Origin of the sequence: Thermotoga maritima MSB8, assembly GCF_000008545.1 — a bacterium.
Taxonomy (GTDB): Bacteria; Thermotogota; Thermotogae; order Thermotogales; family Thermotogaceae; genus Thermotoga; species Thermotoga maritima.
Genome location: NC_000853.1, coordinates 328,891 through 348,489, shown reverse-complemented (window position 1 = coordinate 348,489; position 19,599 = coordinate 328,891). Strand labels below are relative to the sequence as shown.

Below are 19,599 nucleotides of genomic sequence, written 5' to 3'. Positions count from 1 at the left end.
ATAGAAAATGGAGCAGGCGGTGGGACTCGAACCCACACCCTCCGCCTTACCAAGGCGGCGCTCCACCGCTTGAAGCTACGCCTGCTCGCCTCTGTGGTTATTTTAACACACGAACCTTTTCTATTCAAGATATTTCCTGATAACCCTTTTCTTTCAAAATTCGGATCACTTCTTTATTCACCACGTACCTTGGTATTCTACCTTTGAAGAAATCCACAATAGATTGGGCGGCCATCATGTTCATTCTGAAGATGGCTTCCTTTGTGTGTGCACCTATATGCGCCGTGGTGATGAGATTGGGACATTCGAAAAGAGGTGAATTGGCATCTGGAGGTTCTTCAGAAAAGACGTCCAAGGCTGCACCCGCTATTCTTCCTTCTTTCAAAGCTTTCACAAGCGCTTCTTCATCCACCAGCTCTCCGCGGGAGGTGTTGATCAAAAAAGCAGATTTCTTCATGAGTGAAAGTTCTCTTTCTCCTATCATGTTCTTTGTACTTTCGTTCAGCGGAACATGGAGTGAGACGAAATCGCTTTCCTTCAAAAGCTGTTCCAGATCATCAACAGGGGTGGCTTCCAGTAATCTAACACTATCTTTGCTCACGTAAGGATCATAGACCAGTACGTTCATTCCAAGGCAGACAGCCTTTTTAACCACTTCTCTTCCTATCGAGCCAAACCCCACCACACCCAGTGTTTTTCCAGAAACTTCCTGTCCCACCGTTCCTTCCCATCTTCTTTCGAGAAACAGTTTGTTATGAGCCCATACAAGTCCCCTACTCAGTGCGAAGATGAAAGCGATTGTAAGTTCCGCAACAGAAAGGGAATTCGCACCGGCTGTGATGGTAACGGGAATACCTTTCTTCGTGGCAGCTTCCAAATCTATGTTGTCCACTCCCACACCGTGCTTTGCTATGATCTTGAGACTGGAGTTTTCTACCATTTCCGCTGTTACTGGGTGTGTTCCCACAATCAAAGCATCTACTTCCTTCAGGATGTCAGGGTCTATAGTATCGGATCTTATTATTTCGAAACCTTCCTTTCTGAGGAATTCGACAGGTTCCTGAGAGTACTTTCCGAAGGTTCGTGTCACGATCAATATTTTTTTCATATCTTCCCCCTCCAGGTTCAGTACTTCAATTCTGAGACTGCGAGTCTACTCTTGTTGAGATTTTCTATTGCCCTTGGATCTCTTGCTGCTAAGAGTGTGTATATCGTGTCAAGAATCACAAGCTGGACTATCCTCGAAGTCATTGCATCGGTTCTTATTTTCGTTTCTTTCGTATTGGTGGCAAGAACAACATCTGAGTACTTCGCGAGCGTGGATTTTCTATTCCCTGTGATTGTAACAACTGGCATTTTCATTTCTTTCGCTTTCTTAGCGAAGTTCACCACGGAGATCGTTTCTCCAGTGTGCGATATGGCAACCAGCAGATCGCTTGGTGAGGCTGTGGCAAGAATGGCTGCTATGATGTGTTCATCGTTGGAAAACAGACAGTTTTTTCCAATTCTTGTGAATTTATGAAACGCATCGAAGGCAACGGCGGCCGAAGCTGCAAAACCAATGAATATGATCCTCTGAGCGTTTTTGAACAGATCGACGGTTCTTTCAATGGAATCGATATCCAGCCAGTTCAGTGTATCCAGGATGGCCCTCACTGTTGCTTTGAATATCTTTTCCGTGATGGTTTTCGTATCGTCCTCACTTGAGACATCTTCGTAGACGATCTCGAGCGGTGCCCTGGAGATACTCTGGGCTAAAAGCACCTTGAACTGCTGAAAGCTGTTTAACCCCAGTTTTTTGTAAAACTTCACGACGGAAGCTTCACTCTTCACACCTGCTTTTTCACTGAGATCGCTGATGGAACTCTCTATAATTCCCTTCGGATCAGAAAGGATGGTATCAGCTATTTTTTTCTCTGCATTCGTGAACTCATCGTATTTTTCCTTTATCCTCTGAATAACATCCACACTAAGACCTCCTCATACAGCGGTAGAACCTCCATCTATGTTTATGATACTGCCCGTCATAAATCCGGCTTCGTCACACGCTGCAAAGAGGATCGCGAAGGCGATTTCCTCCTCTTTTCCCAGTCTCTTCATAGGGATCCTGGAGGTCATTTTTTTCAGGAGTTCTTCTGGATTTGGAGAAGCCTTCACCCTCGCCATGAGTCCCTCAGACTGAGTGGTACCCGGGCACACCGCGTTGACCCTGATTCCATAATCGACGTAATCGACGGCAAGAGATCTTGTAAGTCCCAGGAGTGCAGCTTTTGAAACACTGTAGACACACCTTCTTGGAATTCCTATGAGTCCTGCTTCGGAGGAAACGTTTACAATGACTCCTCCGCCCTGCTTTTTCATCTGCTCAACGGCATATTTTGAGAGAAGAAAAGGCCCTTTGACATTCACAGCCATTGTTTTATCAAAATCTTCCTCCGAAGTCTCTTCTATGTTTCCATAAGGTACGATGCCAGCGTTGTTCACCAGGATGTCGAGCCTTCCGAACGTTTCCACCGTTTTCTTCACTATCTGTTCTGCATCTTTCGCTACATCTCCGAAGATAAACGCAGCTTCTCCTCCCATGCTCTTTATCAGCTCCACAGTTTCTTTTCCTTTTTCTTCAGAGATATCGTTGATCGCTACTTTTGCCCCTCTTTCTGCGAACATAACGGCTGCTTTCTTTCCAATACCGGAACCTGCTCCTGTTATTAAAACCACTTTTCCCTGGAAATTCATATCTCTGCTCCCTCCTCATCCAAAGATGAGATTCGGAATGAACAATACGATCTGTGGGAAGAAGATGACTATAAGTATCGCCAGTATCGTCACAAACAAGAAAGGCCAGGATGCCTGTATGTACTCTTCCATAGTCGCATCGAGTACCGAGCAACCTGCGTACATAGAAGCACCTACAGGAGGTGTCTGGTTACCCATAGCAGCGGATAAAATGAATACCAGACCGAAGTGAACTGGATCTATTCCCACCTGTTCTGCCACAGGAAGCAAGATTGCCGTGAGCATGAGAATCAAAGCCGTTGCATCGACAAACAGACCGGCAAAAACCAAGAATAAAGAGATCATTATCATCAGAACGTTTGGATTGGAAGATATTCCCAGGAGAAATTCCGCGAGCTTTTCCGGTATTCTTTCCCAGATCATACCGTAACCGAAAATTGTAGACATCGAAAGTATGAACATCACACTCCCGATATCACCAAGAGAATTCTCCAGGGTTTCCCAGTAAAAGGTTTTAAGAGACATCTCTCTGTGTATTATGAATCCCACCAGCATTCCGTACAAAACCGCGAAGGAACCAACCTCTGAAGGGGTAAAGATACCGCCTCTCAGACCCACAATCAGCAAAACCGGAAACATAAGAGCCCAGATGCTCTTTCCCAGAGATCTGAAAACTTCATTTACCGGTGCTCGTCTCTCTCGTTCGGGTGCAAGATTCAATCTTTTGGCAACAAACCATATGGTGATCATGTACACGATCATCAAAAGAAGACCGGGTCCTATTCCTGCTGCGAAGAGCCTCCCTATAGAGACCTGACCGATCGTACCGTAAATGATGAAAGCGATACCAGGGGGAATGATCGGGGTGATCAGAGACGTCCAGACATTCACGGCAACTGCGAAACCTCTTGGATAACCTCGTTTGAGCATCTCTGGACCGAGCATCCTTGTTTCCATAGCTGCGTCTGCAATACTGGATCCGGAAACTCCTCCCATCAACGTGGAAAGAACAGCTGAAACCTGACCGAGTCCTCCTCTCATGTGACCAACGAGGGTGGAGGCAAAATCGAGGAGTCTTCTCGTCACTCCAGCAGAATTCATCACATTTCCAGCCACAATGAACATGGGAATAGCAAGCAACGTGAAATTCACCGTTTGAGAAAGCAGTCTCTGTATCGGAATGGTGATAGGTAGTTCAGGATGTTGGAGAAACCAGAGAAACCCGGATATTCCTATAGCAAAGGCAACAGGCATTCCAAGCATCAGAAAAACAGCAAAGGCGATGAGAACTATGATCATGTCATCTTTCCTCCTTCTTGTTGCCTCTGAATTCTCCTATCAGCTTCAGTACAGTTGTTCTGAAGAGCAGAATCGCACCAACAGGAACACTAAGTGTAACCCACGTGTAGCTAAAGTTCGGTATCCCTACGAAGGTTCTGTATCTTGTTTTATAGGAAAGATAAAAGCCCCACACAATGAGATAAACAATGAAGGCAAGAATGATAAGGTAATTCACTATTCTGAGTTCTTTCGGAGAATTTCTTCACAAGTATATCCACCGACATCATTTTGTTTTCACGCCAGGCTACATCGACTGCAAAGAAACAAGCCCAGGCAAAGAGAAAACTACTCATATCAACAGCCCAGTTTATTGGGTGCTTTAGAAATCTGGCAACCCCTGAAGCAAAGACAAGAACAATCATAGCCATAAGGAGAATCTTGGCGGCGTGCTTCTCAAACTTCAAAAGAATTTGGTCCACTTTTTTCACGTCTCTCACCTCTGTCTGAATTAGAGTGAAAGAAAGCCCGACCCAGAAAGGGCCGGGTAAGTTAATAATTACTCTCCCTTCACTTCCTTGATCAGCTGGTTGAGGGCATTCTCAAGACCGAGATTTTTGTAAGCCTGTTTTGCCTTTTCCATGAAAGCCTCCTTGTCGATTTCAGAAGCTGGTATCACTGCCATACCCTTTTCGATACACTTCTGTTTGTATTCTTCTTCGAGTTCTTTCATGATTTTGAGAGAGACTTCGATTCCCGCTTTGTCCATCTCTTCCTCAATAATCTTCTGATATTCCTTAGGCAGGCTGTTGAACCAGTCTGCGCTGACGATTTCGAAGTTGATGAGAAGGAAATGACCTGTTTCAGACATGTACTTCAAAACTTCGTAGAGACCGCCGTTGTAAACATTTGCGTAGGTGAGTTCCGCTCCATCAACTGCTCTTGTCTGAACCGCTGTGTAGATCTCTCCGAAGTTGACAGCAACAGGGATAGCGCCGAGAGATCTTATGGATTCCTGCCATGCTGGTGCACCGGGAGTTCTGATTCTCAAGCCATTCAGATCTTCCGGTTTCCTGATAGGTTTGTTTGTCACAAAGTGTCTGTAACCCTGCACCCAATAGAAGGAGAGAACTTTTATGCCGAATCTCTGTTCAAGTTCCTTCAACCACTTCTGCATTGTCGGAGACTGTTTGATCTTCTTCAGAACCTCAATTGCCTCTTCAGGAGTTTTTGCACCCATGAAGTCGATGAAGTATGCAAGATTCATGACACCGATGTCTTTAACGTACATTCCAAGCCTCGCAGAGTCCGTGTTCCATCCCACAGGTGCTCCCATTCTGATCTGTTCGATGATGTCCTCTTCCACTCCGAGCTGAGAGCTCGGGAAAACCTCAATTCTAACGTCGCCGTTCGTTTTCTCTTCAACTGCTTTGGCCCATTTCAGAAACGCCTGATGGTACGGTTCACCTGGAGCAAGAACGTGTCCAAATCTCAGTGTGTACTTCGCGCCAAATACCGCTGACACCAAAAATACACCCAAGACTAGGATCAGAAGAAGCCTTCTACTCATTAATCCACACCTCCTCGTTAAAAATATTTTTTTCTTATGTCTAAATCGAATTGGAAGTCAATGGTTAATATTTTTGTTACATAACGTGGTGATAGGATACTGATGAGGAGGGGTTGAGATGACAGCTTTTTCTTTTCTTGGAGATAAGTACCACGATCACGATCTCTTTCTGGAAACTTTGAAGTATGCCTTAAACTGTGAGATTAATGATCTTCGTCCTGAGGATTTCCCGGAGATCAGAAAACTCCCAGATCTTGTTGTCATAGGACGATGGAACCTTCTCGATGATGAAACACCATGGCTTAAAGAGGGAGACATCAAGATCCTGGTAGATTATGTGAGATCTGGAGGAAAACTTTTCGTCTGGCACTCCGGCCTTGCACGTTTTCCAGAGAGTTACAACGGACTCGTTGGAGGAAGGTTCATCCACCATCCACCTCAGAAGAAAGTGAGATACTACGGCAAGGACATCGAATTTGAACTCGTGGATGAACACTATTTCGTGGATCTGTATTCCGATGTAGAGATATTCCTCTGGAGCGAGTCGGACGATGGAACTTCCATTGCGGGCTGGAGGAGAAGATACCACAACGGAAAAATACTGGCCCTCACACCTGCTCACAGCGAGGGCCTGAAGGATCAGGTCTTTAGAGATTTTTTGAAAAAAGTTCTCAACACCTTTGTTAATCAGACTTCCTGGTAACTCTCCACCGGATAGTCGATCTCCTCGAGTTTCTTCAGAACACTGTCCAGATTTTCCGTTTCAACGACCACCTTCTTCTCTTCCACACTCACCTCGTAGTTTTTAACACCCAATTCTTCCAGCGCCTTCGAAATTCTCATTTTGCAGTGATTGCAGGAAATATCTGGAACATAGAGAACGTACCTCATGGCAGCACCTCCTCACAGAAACTGAGATTCTATTATTATCCTCTCTTCCTCGTTGATCTCTTCCACAACTCTGTTGAGATCTTCCAGAACCTTTTCAACATCCAGCCATTTCTTTTCACAGGCATCCTTCAAACTTGCCATCTTCGCACAGCAAGTATCAAAGCCGTATTTTCTGAGAGCTTTCTCCAGTCTTTCATGAGTTTCCATGATTTCCTTGAGAGAGGTATCCTCTTTTATCTTTTCAATCACTTTCTTCACTTCCTTTTCTGGCAATTATCAGCCGCACCACATCACTTAGAAGGTACTTTTCTTCTTCGATCACAAATCCTGCTTTTTTTATGTTATCAACCGTTTTTCTGAGCATGCTTGTTCCCAAAAGAAGTTTCGTGAAGATGTGCATCAAAAACAAAATCACGTTAACGTACCATTTTCTGCTTCTCATGTGTTCGAGAAAAACGGCTTTTCCAGAAGGTCTGAGAACTCTGTGAACTTCCTTCAAACCTTTCACAGGATCAGGCACTGTGCAGAAAACGAACGTAGAAACAACACAGTCGTACTCTCCGTCTGAAAAAGGAAGATTCTGAACGTCCGCTCTCAACAACTTCACCTTTTTTTCTGGAAACTTTTTTAACCTTTCCTGACACACCCTGAGCATTCCTTCACTGATATCTACACCTACAACATCCATATCGTCCGAATAGTACGGAACGTTCTTTCCGGTGCCGATACCAACTTCCAATATTTTCTTCCCTTCTACTCTTTTGAAGAGTTCTTCACGAAACCGTGAGAAAAACTTTTTCTCAATAAAACTTTCGAACTTATCGTACAGTGCTGCAAATCTGTCGTACTTTCTCTCAACACTCACTCTCTCACCCTCATAGAATTGAGGGTCACGGTGATGGAACTGAAAGCCATGGCGAGTTCTGCGATCACCGGATGAAGCAGTCCCATCATCGCCATTGGAATAGCTATCACGTTGTAGAAGAAGGCCCAGAAGAGATTCTGTTTTATGATTTTGAACGTCTTTCTCGATATTTCTATCGCATCGACGACTTTCGATATGCCACCCTTTGTTATGATGATGTCTGCACTGTCGATAGCAAGGTCTGTTCCTGAACCTATCGCTATTCCGACATCTGCTCCTTTCAGAGCAGCGGCATCGTTCATGCCGTCTCCCACCATCGCGACTTTCTTTCCCTGTGCCTGGTAAGATCTTACAAGATCAAGTTTCTCAGAAGGCTTCACACCTGCATGGAACTTCTCTATTCCAAGGCGTCTCGCAACCGCCCTTGCGGTCTTTTCATTGTCTCCCGTTATCATGACAGGTTCTATTCCCATCTCTTTGAGTCTTCTCACGGCCTCGGGACTGTCTTCTCGGATTGGATCTTCTATTGCGAGAAATCCCACAACTTCACCGTTTCTTCTCACCTCGACAATGGTCTTTCCTTCCTCCAAAAGAGACTCGTACTTTGAGTAATCCAGAGGTTTCCCGACGAAATACTCCTCTCCTCCGTAGAGTGCCCTTACCCCTTCTCCTGGGATTTCCTCCACGCTTTCCACTTCGACCACATCCTGAGATAGCTCAGAAATTGCCTTCGCGAGCGGGTGGTTCGAGTTCCTTTCTATACTTGCAACTATTCTGATCAGTTCAGCGGAGAGATTGTGATCCACCACCTTCGGACTACCCTCGGTGAGCGTTCCCGTCTTATCCGTGAGAACTACCCCTACATCCTTCGATGTCTGAATCGCCTCGGCGTTTCTTATGAGAAGGCCCTTCTTTGCCGCAAGTCCCGTTCCAGTTACAAGCGCCATGGGAGTTGCAAGACCGAGAGCACACGGACACGCTATGACAATCGTTGCAACAAAGACGAAGATGGAAAAGGTCAACGGGTCACTGGTTTGTATGATCCAAGGGAAGATTTCTCTTGCCTTTTCTACAAAAGGAAGGAACCGTTCGTAATTGAAGTACCACACCAGAGCGCTGGTTATAGCGAGGACGATGATCGTGGGAACAAACCACATGGTGATCCTGTCGGCCAGAGCCTGGATCGGTACCTTCGAACCTTGCGCTTCCTGAATCAATTTGACCATTTGAGACAAAAAGGTGTCTTCTCCTACCTTTGTGACTTTTATTTTGATAGGACTCGATACGTTCAAAGAACCACCGATCACTTCATCGTTTTCTTTCTTCAAAACCGGTATGGATTCACCCGTGACCACAGATTCGTCGATCGAAGACTGCCCTTCCACGATCACCCCATCCACGGGGATTCTTTCACCGGGTTTTACCAGCACGATGAAACCCTCTTTCACCGCCTCTATCGGCATCATCACTTCTCCTTCGTCGGTGATGACGCGGGCTTCTTTTGCTTGAAGTTTCAGAAGGGCTTTGATTTCTTTGCTGGCCCTGTCGCGCAGGTAAGATTCTATGAAACGTCCCGTGATGTGGAACGCAACGATCATCGCACCGATGGCACCAAAGGACATTACAGGAAGTCCCACACTGTCAAGAAGAGCGGTCACCCAAGAAGTCACCGCACCGAAGAAGATGAGCGTGTCCATGTTTGTGTGTTTGTGTGTGAGGGCTATCCATGCTCCTCTGATCGTTCCTCTGCCCACGTAGAACGTAACGAACGCACCCGCGAAAACCTCTATCCAGGTGAAATAAGGTACCTCAGAAACAAACATGTGATAGATCATGAGGAGGGCAAGAGGGGCCGTGACAAGCCAGGCAAGAATCAGATTTCTCTTCGACTCTTCGTATCGCTTTCTTTCCACATCTTCTGGAGATTCTGTTGTTACTCCGTATCCTACTTCCTCCACAGCTTTTTTGATTTCCTCGAAGGATATCTCTTTCTCTGCCACTATGAACCCCGTTGAAGTGGCAAGATTCACAGCCGCGAACTTCACCCCGTCGAGTTTTTTCAGGGCCTTTTCAACGGTTTTCGCGCAGGTGGCGCACGTCATTCCTGTCACAGTGAAGGTCTTCTTTATCTCCTCATTCTTCGCAGCACGATCCTCCATCGTTTTCTGATCGCTCATACTGCCACACCTCCCTCGCCCAGGTTTCTGCGATGCACGCTCCCATGGTGACAGCAACTTCGAGGATCTCTTTTATTTCATCCTTTGTGGCACCCATTTCAATTGCTTTTTGATAGTACCCCTGAGCACAGGGCTTGCACTTTTCCACAACCGCTATGGCTAAGGCTGCCAGCACCTTGTACTTTGCAGGTATCGATCCATCAGAAAAGGCCTTATTTCTCATCCTCACAACCGCACCGCTCACCTCAGGGAATTCTCTTCTCCACCTTTCGAATTCATTCATTTTGGATCTTCCTCTTCATTCTCTCATACTCTTCTTCTGTGATCTCACCACGAGCGAATCTCTCCTTCAGTATCTCAAGAGCTCTATCAGTTCTTTCCACTCTTTCATGTCTTTCTCCTCCAAGCCACCTGAAGAGAAAGACAAAAAGAAACACCAGAATAACTGCCCAGAAAATCATCATGATAACTCCTCCTCCCCAGTTCCAGGGCCAGAAGCCCCAGCTCCAAAAACAGAATGGACACATCGTTGATTCCTCCTTTCAAATTATGCTATACTAATTGTAGCACATTATGAAAGCCTAACTCAAGTCGAAATTTTCTAGCAAGGAGGTGGATTTTATGAAAGTAAAGGATCCCGTCTGCGGAATGAAGATCGAAAAAGAAGAAGCGGCAGAAAAGATAGAGTACATGGGGAAAGAGTACTACTTCTGTTCTCAAGAGTGTGCTGAAAAGTTCAAAGATAACCCGGAGCAGTATGCACACCAGAAAAACTCACACGGCCATGGATGCTGTCATTGATCAAAAAGGCGCCATCCGGCGCCTTTTATTCATTCAGGATCTTTTCTATCTCTTCCATCACATCTTCTGTGAGTTTTTCTTTGATCTCGACTGCTTTCAGGTTCTCTTCGAGCTGTTCCGGTCTGCTCACTCCGAGAATGACACTGCTGACGTTTTTGTTCTTCAAGATCCACGCGATGGCAAGCTGTGGAAGACTCGCACCGAGCTGATCCGCTATATTCTGGAGTTTTCTGAGCTTTTTGAAGGTTTTTTCGTTGAGAAGTCCTCCTTCTTCGAGCCACTTCCTCACCTGCGGGAACGTGGCAAGCCTTGAGCCTTCAGGTATTCCGTTGTTGTATTTTCCAGAGAGAAGGCCAGACGCGAGAGGTGAATAAGTGGTCAGTCCCATGCCGTACTTTTCGTAGAGAGGTGCGTACTCTTTTTCCACCCTTTCTCTCACGAACATGTTGTACTGCGGCTGTTCCACGATGGGAGGCATGACACCCAGTTCTTTACAAACCCTGTGCGCTTCCTCTATCTCCTTTGCACTCCACTCGGAGGTTCCCCAGTAGAGTGCAAGCCCCTCTCTCAAAATGTAGTCCATCGCGAAGACAACCTCTTCCATGGGAACGTTCGGATCGGGTCTGTGACAGTAGAGGATATCCACGTAATCCATCTGAAGTCTCTTCAAAGAGTTCCAGGTTCCCTCGAGAAGATGCTTCTTCGAAAGTCCCAGATCGTTCGGCCCACTTCCACCCCAGAAAATCTTCGTGGAAACGACGAGGTCTTCTCTTCTGAAGTTCTTGAGTATTTTTCCAAGCATCGCTTCCGCTATTCCACCCGCGTATGCCTCTGCCGTGTCGAAGAAGTTTATTCCACTGTTGAACGCCTTTTTCACCACTTCCGTAGCCGTATCGAGGTCGAGCTGTTTTCCAAACGTAAGCCAGGACCCAAGAGAGAGTTCGCTGATCTTGACACCCCATTTACCTACCTTTCTGTACTCCATCGAAAACACCTCCTTACAACAGACTGGAAACGAACACTTTGTTTCCCGCGGACCTCACACATGCTTCTATGAAAGCAAGATCTTTCAGAGCCTGAACCGGACTTCCCAGATCGTTCGGTTTTCCTTCCGCAACCACCTGATAGAAATCCTCGAACTCCTTCTGATAGCTGTTTTCCTGTGGAACTTTCATTTCCTCTTCGTTCAGAACGATCTTGTCCCAGGATATGGAAATCTTTCCTTTTGTTCCTGTGATTTCGAATCGCTCGTTCCCTTTCAGAGAGTAAGAAATCGTGTAGTTTCCAACTGTGCCGTTTTCGAACTCGAAGATAGAGGAAAGAAAATCCATTCCCCCAAGAAGCGGAGAAAGATCCTTCGCAACGGCGGAAATCCATTCTATCTCACCAAGGATCAGTCTCATCGCCGCAGCGTGGTGGACCCCTCCGTCTGAGAGAAAACCTCCAACGTGCTTCGGCTTCTTTCTCCAGTCAGTGTGAACGTATTTGTTGTTTTCGTCCATTCCCACCCAGATCTGCCAATTCATGAAAACGGGATCACCTATCGCTCCGCTCTCAACCAGCTCTTTTGCCTTCCAGAAAGCCGGAACGTGTCTGAAATTCTCCGCGATGTAGACTGTTTTTTCAGATTTTTCGGACAACTCGACAACCTTCTTTCCTGTTTCCACGTCCGTTGAGATGGGTTTTTCACAGATCACATGGACTCCTTTTCGAAGGGCCTTTTCGATGAACGGGAGGTTCAATTCAACAGGGAGCGTTAGATCAACCGCGTCAACAAGGCCAGATTCCAAAAGTTCTTCGTAGCTATCGAAAACAGCGGGATTTCCTACCATTTTCGCGAACTCTTCAGCGTGAGACCTCGTTCTACTCGTGACAGCCGTGATCTCAAAGAGATGGGAAAGATTCTTCAAGGCAGGAAGGTGCAACTCTCGAGCGGCGATTCCACACCCCACAATACCCAATCTGATTTTTCTCAAAGGCTTCACCTTCTTTCACGTGATTTTTCAGTACATTATAGTCTGAAAATGTTTTCATTTCAATGTTTGGTGAAAACATCGATCCACGGTTTTTCATAGGAAAAAGCGGTGTAGAAGATTATGGAGATGATGAAAAGTACAACTATCACTATTTTGAGAGCTGTTCCAAGAGAGTTTCTCTCCAAGTCTTTCTCGAGAATCTCTGACAGGATAGCAGCAAGGAAGGTCACCACAAAAGCCCAGGAAAGATCCACAGCAAGTGATTCAACGTGCCCGAAGAACACAGGAAGCATGTACCAGATGAGCACTATAAACCAAGGAAGAAGAACGGTTGAAAGGATACGTGGATACCAGAACCCGTGTTTTTTCTTCGCAAAGAAATACTCGATGATGTTCGTAAAAAAGTACGCCCAGAAACCGATCTTGAGATGCTCGAAAACAGACTCATCAACTCCACAGATGGGCTTTAAAAGTTCCCATCCGGAGAGTTCGTAGCCAAAGTGAAGAACAGCGTAGATACCCAGAAAGATCAAAGCCTTCCAGAGCATCATCACACCCCCTATACGAAGCTTGTACAAATTCTAACACCAGAACAAAAAAGGGCGGAAATCCGCCCTTGAACATACTCCTGTTGGCAAAACTCTCATTCTTTTAGAAGGATCAGAACATCGAGCGGTTGCAATTTTACTTTTTTCTCATACAAATTTCCTTTGATCAGATCCCTGAACATTCCTTCCGGCAAATCAACGATCTGTAGTTCATGGGAATGATTGAAGAGGAAGTAGAAAATTTTTTCCCCTTTGATTTTCTTTATCACTTCTACATCATCTGGCGGTGCGATCTCTGCTCTGAGATTGTGTTCTCTCTCCATGAACTTCACAAGATCCCATACAAGATCGAAAGACGTGGAAGAGCCTACGTAGTAAACCCATCCTTTGCCGTAGTTGTTTCTCAACACGGCAGGTTCGTTCATGTAATAGTCCCTTCCAAATCTTCCGAGTACTTCCGCGGTGGTGGTTTTTATGTAGTCAAACACCAAACTACATTCGTACCTCTTGCCAAACATCAAGATTTCGTTCTTCTCTTCAGGTGGCAAAGCATCTATTTCTTCCACATAGCCCCCCATAAGATCGCGAAGATAACCTGGATAACCTCCCAGAACAACCTGATCGTCTTCATCGACAATACCACTCATTGTTGTGAGGATCAAGATTCCTCCGTTCGAGACGTAATCTTTCAGCTTCTGTGCAAGTTCTTTGCCCACCATATAAAGCACCGGAGCAACGAGGACTCTGTACCTTTCAAAATTCTGATCTTTCCCAACAACATCGACTCCAAGGCCGGTTTTCACAAGTGCCTTGAAGTACTTCTGCACTTCGTTTAAATACCTGAAGTCTACGCTAGGTGTCAGGGTGTCTTCCATCGCCCACCAGCTTTCCCAATCGAACAGAAGGGCTGTCTGTGAGACAACCCTTGCGTCGAGAATATCCGATAAGGACTTTATCTCTTCTCCCACTCTTTTCACTTCCTGAAAGACCCTTGTGTTCGGACTGTCGACATGTGTGATAACAGCCCCGTGGAATTTTTCTACTCCTCCTTTTGATTGTCTCAGCTGAAAGAACATGAGCGTTTCAGCACCGTGAGCGAGAGCGTGATAACTCCAGAGCCTCATCTCTCCGGGTCTTTTCTGGGGATTGTACCATCTCCAGCACGCCTGCGAAGGAGACTGTTCCATCAGGACGAAGGGTTTTCCTTCTTTCAAACAGCGTATCAGAGAGTGTCTCAAAGAAATCACGGAGAAATCTTCTTTGTAACCGGGATAGTTGTCCCATGCTGCAACGTCCATATGCTTCGCCCATTCGAAATAGTTCCACTCCTTGAAAGTTGCCGCAATCAGATTCGTGGTGACGGGTATGTCGGGAGTGTGTTTCTTTATTGCCCTGTATTCCTCCAGGAAACACTCGAGCATACTCTGTGTCATGAAGCGTCTGTAATCCAGATAAAGTTCTGGAAGAACAGATTGATACCTGTCCTTTCTCCAGACGAGAACACTCCTCGTTGTTGGAACAGGAATCTCTTCCCAGGCGGTGAAGGTCTGGGACCAGAACCGTGTGTTCCATCTTCTGTTCAATTCATCGAGTGTGCCGTACTTTTCCTTCAACCAGTTCTGAAACTTCCCCCTGCAGATATCACAGTAGCAGTAGTTCAGGTATTCGTTGTTCACGTGCCAGAGAACGAGAGCAGGATGATCCTTGAAATGTTCTGCGAGTTTCTCTGCAATGTTTCTTGCAAAATATCTGTACTTCTCACTGTTGGGGCAAAAGTTCTGTCTGCCTCCCTTTTCTCGCTTTACACCGTTCACGTCTGTGAAAAGGATTTCAGGGTATTTCTGCGTCATCCAGTGAGGGGGAGCGGATGTGGGAGTTGCAAGACAGACGTAGATACCTTCTTTGTACAGGCGATCCATTACTTTTTCAAAGAACGAAAAATCGTAGGTGTTCTCGTCTGGTTGGATAAGACTCCATGAGAAAACCCCGATGGTGACCACGTTGATACCTGCTTCTTTGAACATCCTAATATCTCTTTCGAACGTTTCCTCGTCCCACTGTTCCGGGTAGTAGTCTCCTCCGTACCAGATCACAGGAAGTTTCGGATTTACCACCCATGTTCACCTCCAAAAAACCCCGGCGATCGCCGGGGCTTCCTCATTTCTGTTCTATGTAGAACTGTATCGGCATGGCGTTCCACGGGCTGAAGAACGGCGTTGCTGTCACCAGTTCCTCCGGTACGTTCTTGAAGTTGTTCTTGACAATAGCAGGAGATATATCTTCGCCCACCGTTCCTATCATCCAGAGATTTTCTCTGTGAATCTTCGTTACTTCTTTCATGAGTTCCTTGATCTTTTCAGGATCGGAAGTGTTCTGAATCTCCTTCCATACGTCGAGTAGTTTTTCGAGAGTCTCCTTTATACCCTCGGGTGGAACGATCGCATCTTCCTGCTGTAGATATTCCTTCAGAGATTCTTCTCCTTCAAGGTAAGAACCAGCCCAATCAGCCCAGCCAATGTACCACGCAGAAGCGTACTCCGTGCTTCCAGGAATGATCCATAGGGGATCCACAAGAGGCTGGCTTGCCCTATCCATCACCCAAGCCTGCGCATCGAAATCGTGCGCACTGAGCCTCGAATCGTAGAGTGACCTTTCGAGGTTCTCGATTTCGACCCGAACACCTATCTGTTTCCAGTATTCTTTCACCATTGTCCAGACATCAACATGGGTCTGACCGGTGACCTGTATGGTGAATCTCAGAGGTCTTCCATCGGGAAGGAGTCTGTACTCGTGCCTGCTGTCCCACTTCAGTCCCATTTCGTCGAGGAGCTTGTTTGCTCTGTCTGGGTCATACTCCGCATACGCCTTCTCCCATTCAGGATCGTAGTACGGAGATCCGCTCACGAACGAGGCTTGCCTTGGTTCTGCCAGTCCGTTGAAGAGGATCTCGTTGATCTCCTCTCTGTTGATAGCAAGTGACAGCGCCTGTCTGAATCTCACATCCCTGAAAACTTCTCCGAGTACAGGATCTGGCGGATCGGATATGTTCAGCATCACCATGCTCACGGATCCATTGTCGGTTTTCCATCTCAAAACCCTGTAACCACCGCTCTTGGCGTTTTCGAGAAGAAGCGGCAAAACACCCGGGCCGGGTCCCAGAAGACCGATGTGCCTCCACTGCATATCGATTTCTCCGGAGATTGCTTTCAACATGATAACTTCACTACTTTGAACGTATTCGTGTCTGATCCTGTCAATGTAAGGCAGTTGATTCCCTTCGATGTCAACTGCCCAGAAGTATGGGTTCCTCTCGAGTATGTAGAACTGTTCTGTTGGATCTGTGACGGGTTTCCAGGGTGTTAAAACGGGCAGATCGAGACTTTCGAGAAAATCACTTTTATCATTGAAAAGATCAACCCACGTGTTGTGAACACCCTCGACCATTTTCTTTTCGATCTCTTCCATAGGGGTGTAATTTGGGTGGAATTGCTTCAAGAAATGTTTCGGAGAGCCTGTGAATCCTCTGTTCGCCACCTGAAGTAGAAACAGAGCGTACGGTTGTTTGAACACGAATTTCACCGTGTAGGGGTCTGGAGCTTCCACCCTGTCGAGAAGTCTGTACCAGGCGGGTTTCGCAGGGGTGAGTTCATCATTCCCCAGTATATCGTCGACCCAGAAAAGGATATCTTCGGAAGTGTAAGGATGACCATCGGACCACTTCATGCCTTCTCTGAGATAAAAGACATATACTTTTCCATTTTCAAGTATGTCCCAGCTTTTCGCTACTCCCGGTACAAACTTCTCTCCGTTCTTGTCCCAAAACACAAGACTCGCCTGGTTGATCCTGGGAATACCCCACCTGTCAGAAGGCCCTTTCCAGACTCTCCTCCAGGTGCCACCGTACTGTCCTACACTCTCCTCAGGAACTACAACAAGAGGTTCCTTTGGAAGTCTCTGCTCGACCGGTGGTAGTTTTCCTTGCTTCACAAGTTCTGCAAGCATGGGTGCCTCGTTGAACTTTTCAATCCTTTTACCCGTGGCTTTGTAGTAGTCTTCAGGTGTTGCGTAGACACTCCAGGAAAGACCAATCACAATGAACAGTGAGACGAGCAGAAAAACAAAGACTTTCCTCATGAACACACCCCCTTTGATGAATGTTTTTATTTTTTCCTCTAAAGAAATTTCTTCGTTATTATACTACCACCACTGTACAAAGAGAACCAAACACGAAAAAATCCGATTTTCTGGAATTATTCGCAACTATCGATAAATATCGATTTTTACCGTCAATTTTCTCATCTGAAATCGTATTTCCTAATTTGAAAAAGCCTTCAGAAAAGAAACTCGACGTTAATCTTCTATAATTCCCTGGTATCCGGTTTCAGAGGAATTATTCGAACTCTGCGTGAAAACAGTTTCATGATAATCTTAGTTCAAAAGGAGGTGGGCCAAGATGCGTTTCACGGAAGGGCTTTGGAGATTGAGAGAGGGGGTACAGTTGTTCAGGCCAGAACAGGTGTACGAATACTCCTGCGATGGAAAGAAACTGATCCTTCGATCGCCGTTTCGGAGGGTGGAGCACCGGGGACAGACGCTTCAGGGTCCGGTCTTCGAGATCGAGATCTCCTCTCCGTTTGAAAACGTAATAAGAATTCGGTTCAGACATTTCAAGGGAGTACTCGAAAAGCCCCCGTACTACGAAATCTACCAGGACGAAAGCTTCACACCGGATATCAAAGAAACAGAAGGAAGTTTTATCTTCACCTCAGGAAAGGCAAAAGCGATCATAAGGAAGAATCCCTTCGGTGTGGAATTCTTTTACGAAGATCGTTTCCTCACGAAATCGGATCTGGGATACGCCGTGGCACCAGAAGGGAGGTTCTGTCTTGAAAGACTCCATCTGAGCGTGGGAGAGATGATCTACGGTCTCGGAGAAAGATTCTCAGCTTTCGTCAAAAACGCTCAGAGAGTTGTCATGTGGAACGAGGACGCCGGAACGATCTCCGATATGACCTACAAGAACATCCCGTTCTATGTGAGCATCAGAAAATACGGTGTCTTTGTGAACGATCCTGGAAAGGTGGACTTCGAAATCGCAACAGAACATGTGGAAAAGGTGCAGTTCAGTGTGAAAGGAGAGACTCTGGACTATTTCATCATCGCCGGGAAAGATCTGAAAGAAGTTCTGGAACGCTACACACTTCTCACAGGACGACCAGAACTTCCTCCTGCCTGGAGTTTCGGACTCTGGCTCACCACATCCTTCACCACACAGTACGATGAGAGAACTGTGATGGAGTTCGTGGATGGCATGAGAGAGCGTGACATACCCCTTCATGTCTTTCACTTCGACTGCTTCTGGATGAAGGAGTTTCACTGGGTGGATCTTGAGTGGAACAGGGAGAACTTCCCCGACCCTGAAGGGTTGTTGAAACGTCTCAAAGAGAAGGGCCTGAAGGTGTGTGTCTGGATAAACCCCTATGTCTCTCAGTTTTCGAGTCTCTTTGACGAGGGAAAAGAAAAGGGTTATTTCCTGAAAAAACCAGACGGAGATGTCTGGCAGACGGACGACTGGCAACCAGGAATGGCGATCATCGATTTCACGAATCCGGAAGTCAGAAAGTGGTTCGCTTCAAAACTGGAAAGATTGATAGATATGGGAGTTGACTGTTTCAAGACGGACTTTGGAGAGAAGATTCCCACAGATGTGGTCTATTACGACGGATCCGATCCTGAGAAGATGCACAACTACTACACCTATCTGTACAACAAAGTGGTCTTCGAAACCATTGAGAGAAAACTCGGAAAGAGAAACGCTGTCGTCTTCGCAAGGTCTGCAACGGCAGGGAGTCAGAAATTCCCGGTCCACTGGGGAGGAGATTGTCTGGCTTCCTATGAGTCCATGGCGGAAACCTTGAGAGGAGGTCTTTCTCTGGCACTGTGCGGTTTCGGTTTCTGGAGTCACGACATCGGAGGATTCGAGGACATCACAACACCGGATCTGTACAAGAGATGGGTGGCATTCGGTCTTCTGTCATCTCACAGCAGGCTCCACGGAAATTCGATGTACAAGGTTCCCTGGAACTTCGATGAGGAAGCGGTGGAGGTGCTCAGATTTTTCACGAAACTGAAGTGCAAGCTCATGCCCTATATATTCGCCAGCGCAGTCGAAGTACATGAGAGGGGAATCCCTGTCATGAGACCCATGATTCTTGAGTTTCCAGACGATCCCACCTGTCTCTATCTGGACAGACAGTACATGCTGGGAGAATCACTCCTTGTCGCTCCGATCTTCAGCGAGACGGGAGAGGTGACCTACTACCTTCCAGAGGGAGTCTGGACTCACTTTCTCACCGGCGAGAGGGTAGAAGGAGGAAGATGGAGAACAGAAAAATACGACTACTTCGGACTCCCACTCTTTACAAGACCGAACTCCATAATTCCGACAGGGTCCGTCGATGACAGGCCGGATTACGATTACGCAGACGGTGTCACATTGAACGTTTTTGAAATTTCAAACAAAACAGCGCATGTTTACAACACACGGGGCGAGGTGGAATTGAGTGTGAAAGTAGAGAGAAAAGGAAACGAGATACACGTTGAGGTCCTGAAGGACTCCAGAAAACCATGGAAGCTGCTGTTCTGGAACGAAAGGCTTGAAGCTGTGGAAGGAGCTGAGACAAGAGAACTAGAAAAAGGAACAGAGGTGGTTCTCAGCTTCCAGAGAGCGATTTTAAAGACAAAATGAGGGCGCTTC

19 protein-coding genes, 1 tRNA gene and 1 pseudogene are annotated in these 19,599 nt (G+C 46.4%); 3 read left to right on the top strand and 18 right to left on the bottom strand.

Going from position 1 to position 19,599, the window contains the following annotated elements:
• Positions 1 to 8: 8 nt before the first annotated feature.
• The 7 genes and pseudogenes from TM_RS01680 to TM_RS01650 form a co-directional block, all read right to left on the bottom strand.
• Positions 9 to 85: transfer RNA gene (locus tag TM_RS01680), tRNA-Thr, on the bottom strand.
• A 39-nt stretch (positions 86 to 124) separates the two neighbouring features.
• On the bottom strand, positions 125 to 1,108 hold the full coding sequence (locus tag TM_RS01675; protein ID WP_004083086.1) for a phosphoglycerate dehydrogenase: 984 nt from the start codon (positions 1,106 to 1,108) through the stop codon (positions 125 to 127).
• Positions 1,109 to 1,125: 17 nt separating this feature from the next.
• On the bottom strand, positions 1,126 to 1,968 hold the full coding sequence (locus tag TM_RS01670) for a MurR/RpiR family transcriptional regulator (RefSeq protein ID WP_004083079.1): 843 nt from the start codon (positions 1,966 to 1,968) through the stop codon (positions 1,126 to 1,128).
• Positions 1,969 to 1,980: 12 nt separating this feature from the next.
• The gene (locus TM_RS01665; protein WP_004083078.1) at positions 1,981 to 2,736 is read right to left on the bottom strand and encodes an SDR family NAD(P)-dependent oxidoreductase; all 756 of its coding nucleotides are present in this window, start codon (positions 2,734 to 2,736) and stop codon (positions 1,981 to 1,983) included.
• Positions 2,737 to 2,751: 15 nt separating this feature from the next.
• Positions 2,752 to 4,035, bottom strand: a complete 1,284-nt coding sequence (locus TM_RS01660) for a TRAP transporter large permease subunit (protein ID WP_004083077.1) — start codon at positions 4,033 to 4,035, stop codon at positions 2,752 to 2,754.
• 1 nt (position 4,036) lies between these two features.
• Positions 4,037 to 4,439, bottom strand: a pseudogene (locus TM_RS09790) (TRAP transporter small permease).
• A 134-nt stretch (positions 4,440 to 4,573) separates the two neighbouring features.
• Positions 4,574 to 5,584: a C4-dicarboxylate TRAP transporter substrate-binding protein gene (locus TM_RS01650; protein ID WP_004083072.1), complete on the bottom strand. Its 1,011-nt coding sequence runs from the start codon at positions 5,582 to 5,584 to the stop codon at positions 4,574 to 4,576.
• A gap of 118 nt (positions 5,585 to 5,702) precedes the next feature.
• Between TM_RS01650 and TM_RS01645 the strand changes: the two genes are divergently transcribed.
• Positions 5,703 to 6,287, top strand: a complete 585-nt coding sequence (locus TM_RS01645; protein WP_004083070.1) for a ThuA domain-containing protein — start codon at positions 5,703 to 5,705, stop codon at positions 6,285 to 6,287.
• Here TM_RS01645 and TM_RS01640 read toward each other — a convergent pair.
• The 6 genes from TM_RS01640 to TM_RS01615 are packed head-to-tail and all read right to left on the bottom strand — an operon-like array spanning position 6,272 to position 10,044.
• Entirely contained in the window at positions 6,272 to 6,475 is a 204-nt protein-coding gene (locus TM_RS01640) for a heavy-metal-associated domain-containing protein (RefSeq protein WP_004083068.1), read from the bottom strand. The two genes, TM_RS01645 and TM_RS01640, sit on opposite strands and share 16 nt — an antisense overlap.
• Before the next feature lie 12 nt (positions 6,476 to 6,487).
• The gene (locus TM_RS01635; RefSeq protein WP_004083066.1) at positions 6,488 to 6,724 is read right to left on the bottom strand and encodes a hypothetical protein; all 237 of its coding nucleotides are present in this window, start codon (positions 6,722 to 6,724) and stop codon (positions 6,488 to 6,490) included.
• Positions 6,717 to 7,340 (bottom strand): class I SAM-dependent methyltransferase, encoded by a 624-nt coding sequence (locus tag TM_RS01630; RefSeq protein ID WP_004083064.1) that lies wholly within the window; start codon positions 7,338 to 7,340, stop codon positions 6,717 to 6,719. Before TM_RS01630 ends, TM_RS01635 begins: the two co-directional genes overlap by 8 nt.
• The gene (locus tag TM_RS01625) at positions 7,337 to 9,517 is read right to left on the bottom strand and encodes a heavy metal translocating P-type ATPase (RefSeq protein ID WP_004083057.1); all 2,181 of its coding nucleotides are present in this window, start codon (positions 9,515 to 9,517) and stop codon (positions 7,337 to 7,339) included. The genes TM_RS01630 and TM_RS01625 overlap by 4 nt, the downstream gene beginning before the upstream one ends.
• Positions 9,474 to 9,800, bottom strand: a complete 327-nt coding sequence (locus tag TM_RS01620) for a carboxymuconolactone decarboxylase family protein (protein WP_004083056.1) — start codon at positions 9,798 to 9,800, stop codon at positions 9,474 to 9,476. Before TM_RS01620 ends, TM_RS01625 begins: the two co-directional genes overlap by 44 nt.
• A complete protein-coding gene (locus TM_RS01615; protein ID WP_004083053.1) occupies positions 9,793 to 10,044 on the bottom strand; it encodes an SHOCT domain-containing protein in 252 nt (83 codons plus the stop codon). The genes TM_RS01620 and TM_RS01615 overlap by 8 nt, the downstream gene beginning before the upstream one ends.
• A 94-nt stretch (positions 10,045 to 10,138) precedes the next feature.
• On the opposite strand from TM_RS01615, the gene TM_RS01610 reads away from it, so the two are divergent.
• A complete protein-coding gene (locus TM_RS01610; protein ID WP_004083052.1) occupies positions 10,139 to 10,318 on the top strand; it encodes a YHS domain-containing protein in 180 nt (59 codons plus the stop codon).
• Positions 10,319 to 10,343: 25 nt separating this feature from the next.
• Here the strand turns inward: TM_RS01610 and TM_RS01605 are convergent, their stop codons facing one another.
• The 5 genes from TM_RS01605 to TM_RS01585 all read right to left on the bottom strand — a co-directional run bounded on the left by TM_RS01605 (position 10,344) and on the right by TM_RS01585 (position 16,976).
• Positions 10,344 to 11,303 carry a potassium channel beta subunit family protein gene (locus TM_RS01605; protein WP_004083050.1) on the bottom strand — a complete coding sequence of 320 codons (960 nt, stop codon included), beginning with the start codon at positions 11,301 to 11,303 and terminating at the stop codon, positions 10,344 to 10,346.
• A gap of 13 nt (positions 11,304 to 11,316) precedes the next feature.
• Positions 11,317 to 12,294 (bottom strand): Gfo/Idh/MocA family protein, encoded by a 978-nt coding sequence (locus TM_RS01600; protein WP_004083048.1) that lies wholly within the window; start codon positions 12,292 to 12,294, stop codon positions 11,317 to 11,319.
• 59 nt (positions 12,295 to 12,353) lie between these two features.
• Positions 12,354 to 12,842: a DUF6512 family protein gene (locus TM_RS01595; RefSeq protein WP_004083042.1), complete on the bottom strand. Its 489-nt coding sequence runs from the start codon at positions 12,840 to 12,842 to the stop codon at positions 12,354 to 12,356.
• 95 nt (positions 12,843 to 12,937) lie between these two features.
• On the bottom strand, positions 12,938 to 14,956 hold the full coding sequence (locus tag TM_RS01590) for a beta-galactosidase (protein ID WP_004083040.1): 2,019 nt from the start codon (positions 14,954 to 14,956) through the stop codon (positions 12,938 to 12,940).
• Positions 14,957 to 14,999: 43 nt separating this feature from the next.
• Entirely contained in the window at positions 15,000 to 16,976 is a 1,977-nt protein-coding gene (locus tag TM_RS01585) for an ABC transporter substrate-binding protein (protein WP_004083038.1), read from the bottom strand.
• Positions 16,977 to 17,295: 319 nt separating this feature from the next.
• Between TM_RS01585 and yicI the strand changes: the two genes are divergently transcribed.
• Positions 17,296 to 19,590 (top strand): alpha-xylosidase, encoded by a 2,295-nt coding sequence (yicI, locus tag TM_RS01580; protein WP_004083036.1) that lies wholly within the window; start codon positions 17,296 to 17,298, stop codon positions 19,588 to 19,590.
• Positions 19,591 to 19,599: the final 9 nt, after the last annotated feature.

Bases quoted from the DNA above. Each gene is read 5' to 3' on its own strand.
- TM_RS01585 (WP_004083038.1), bottom strand. From the start codon at position 16,976: ATGAGGAAAGTCTTTGTTTTTCTGCTCGTCTCACTGTTCATTGTGATT.
- TM_RS01615 (WP_004083053.1), bottom strand. From the start codon at position 10,044: ATGTGTCCATTCTGTTTTTGGAGCTGGGGCTTCTGGCCCTGGAACTGG.
- TM_RS01605 (WP_004083050.1), bottom strand. From the start codon at position 11,303: ATGGAGTACAGAAAGGTAGGTAAATGGGGTGTCAAGATCAGCGAACTC.
- TM_RS01625 (WP_004083057.1), bottom strand. From the start codon at position 9,517: ATGAGCGATCAGAAAACGATGGAGGATCGTGCTGCGAAGAATGAGGAG.
- TM_RS01650 (WP_004083072.1), bottom strand. From the start codon at position 5,584: ATGAGTAGAAGGCTTCTTCTGATCCTAGTCTTGGGTGTATTTTTGGTG.
- yicI (WP_004083036.1), top strand. From the start codon at position 17,296: ATGCGTTTCACGGAAGGGCTTTGGAGATTGAGAGAGGGGGTACAGTTG.
- TM_RS01675 (WP_004083086.1), bottom strand. From the start codon at position 1,108: ATGAAAAAAATATTGATCGTGACACGAACCTTCGGAAAGTACTCTCAG.
- TM_RS01595 (WP_004083042.1), bottom strand. From the start codon at position 12,842: ATGCTCTGGAAGGCTTTGATCTTTCTGGGTATCTACGCTGTTCTTCAC.
- TM_RS01640 (WP_004083068.1), bottom strand. From the start codon at position 6,475: ATGAGGTACGTTCTCTATGTTCCAGATATTTCCTGCAATCACTGCAAA.
- TM_RS01610 (WP_004083052.1), top strand. From the start codon at position 10,139: ATGAAAGTAAAGGATCCCGTCTGCGGAATGAAGATCGAAAAAGAAGAA.
- TM_RS01660 (WP_004083077.1), bottom strand. From the start codon at position 4,035: ATGATCATAGTTCTCATCGCCTTTGCTGTTTTTCTGATGCTTGGAATG.
- TM_RS01645 (WP_004083070.1), top strand. From the start codon at position 5,703: ATGACAGCTTTTTCTTTTCTTGGAGATAAGTACCACGATCACGATCTC.
- TM_RS01665 (WP_004083078.1), bottom strand. From the start codon at position 2,736: ATGAATTTCCAGGGAAAAGTGGTTTTAATAACAGGAGCAGGTTCCGGT.
- TM_RS01620 (WP_004083056.1), bottom strand. From the start codon at position 9,800: ATGAATGAATTCGAAAGGTGGAGAAGAGAATTCCCTGAGGTGAGCGGT.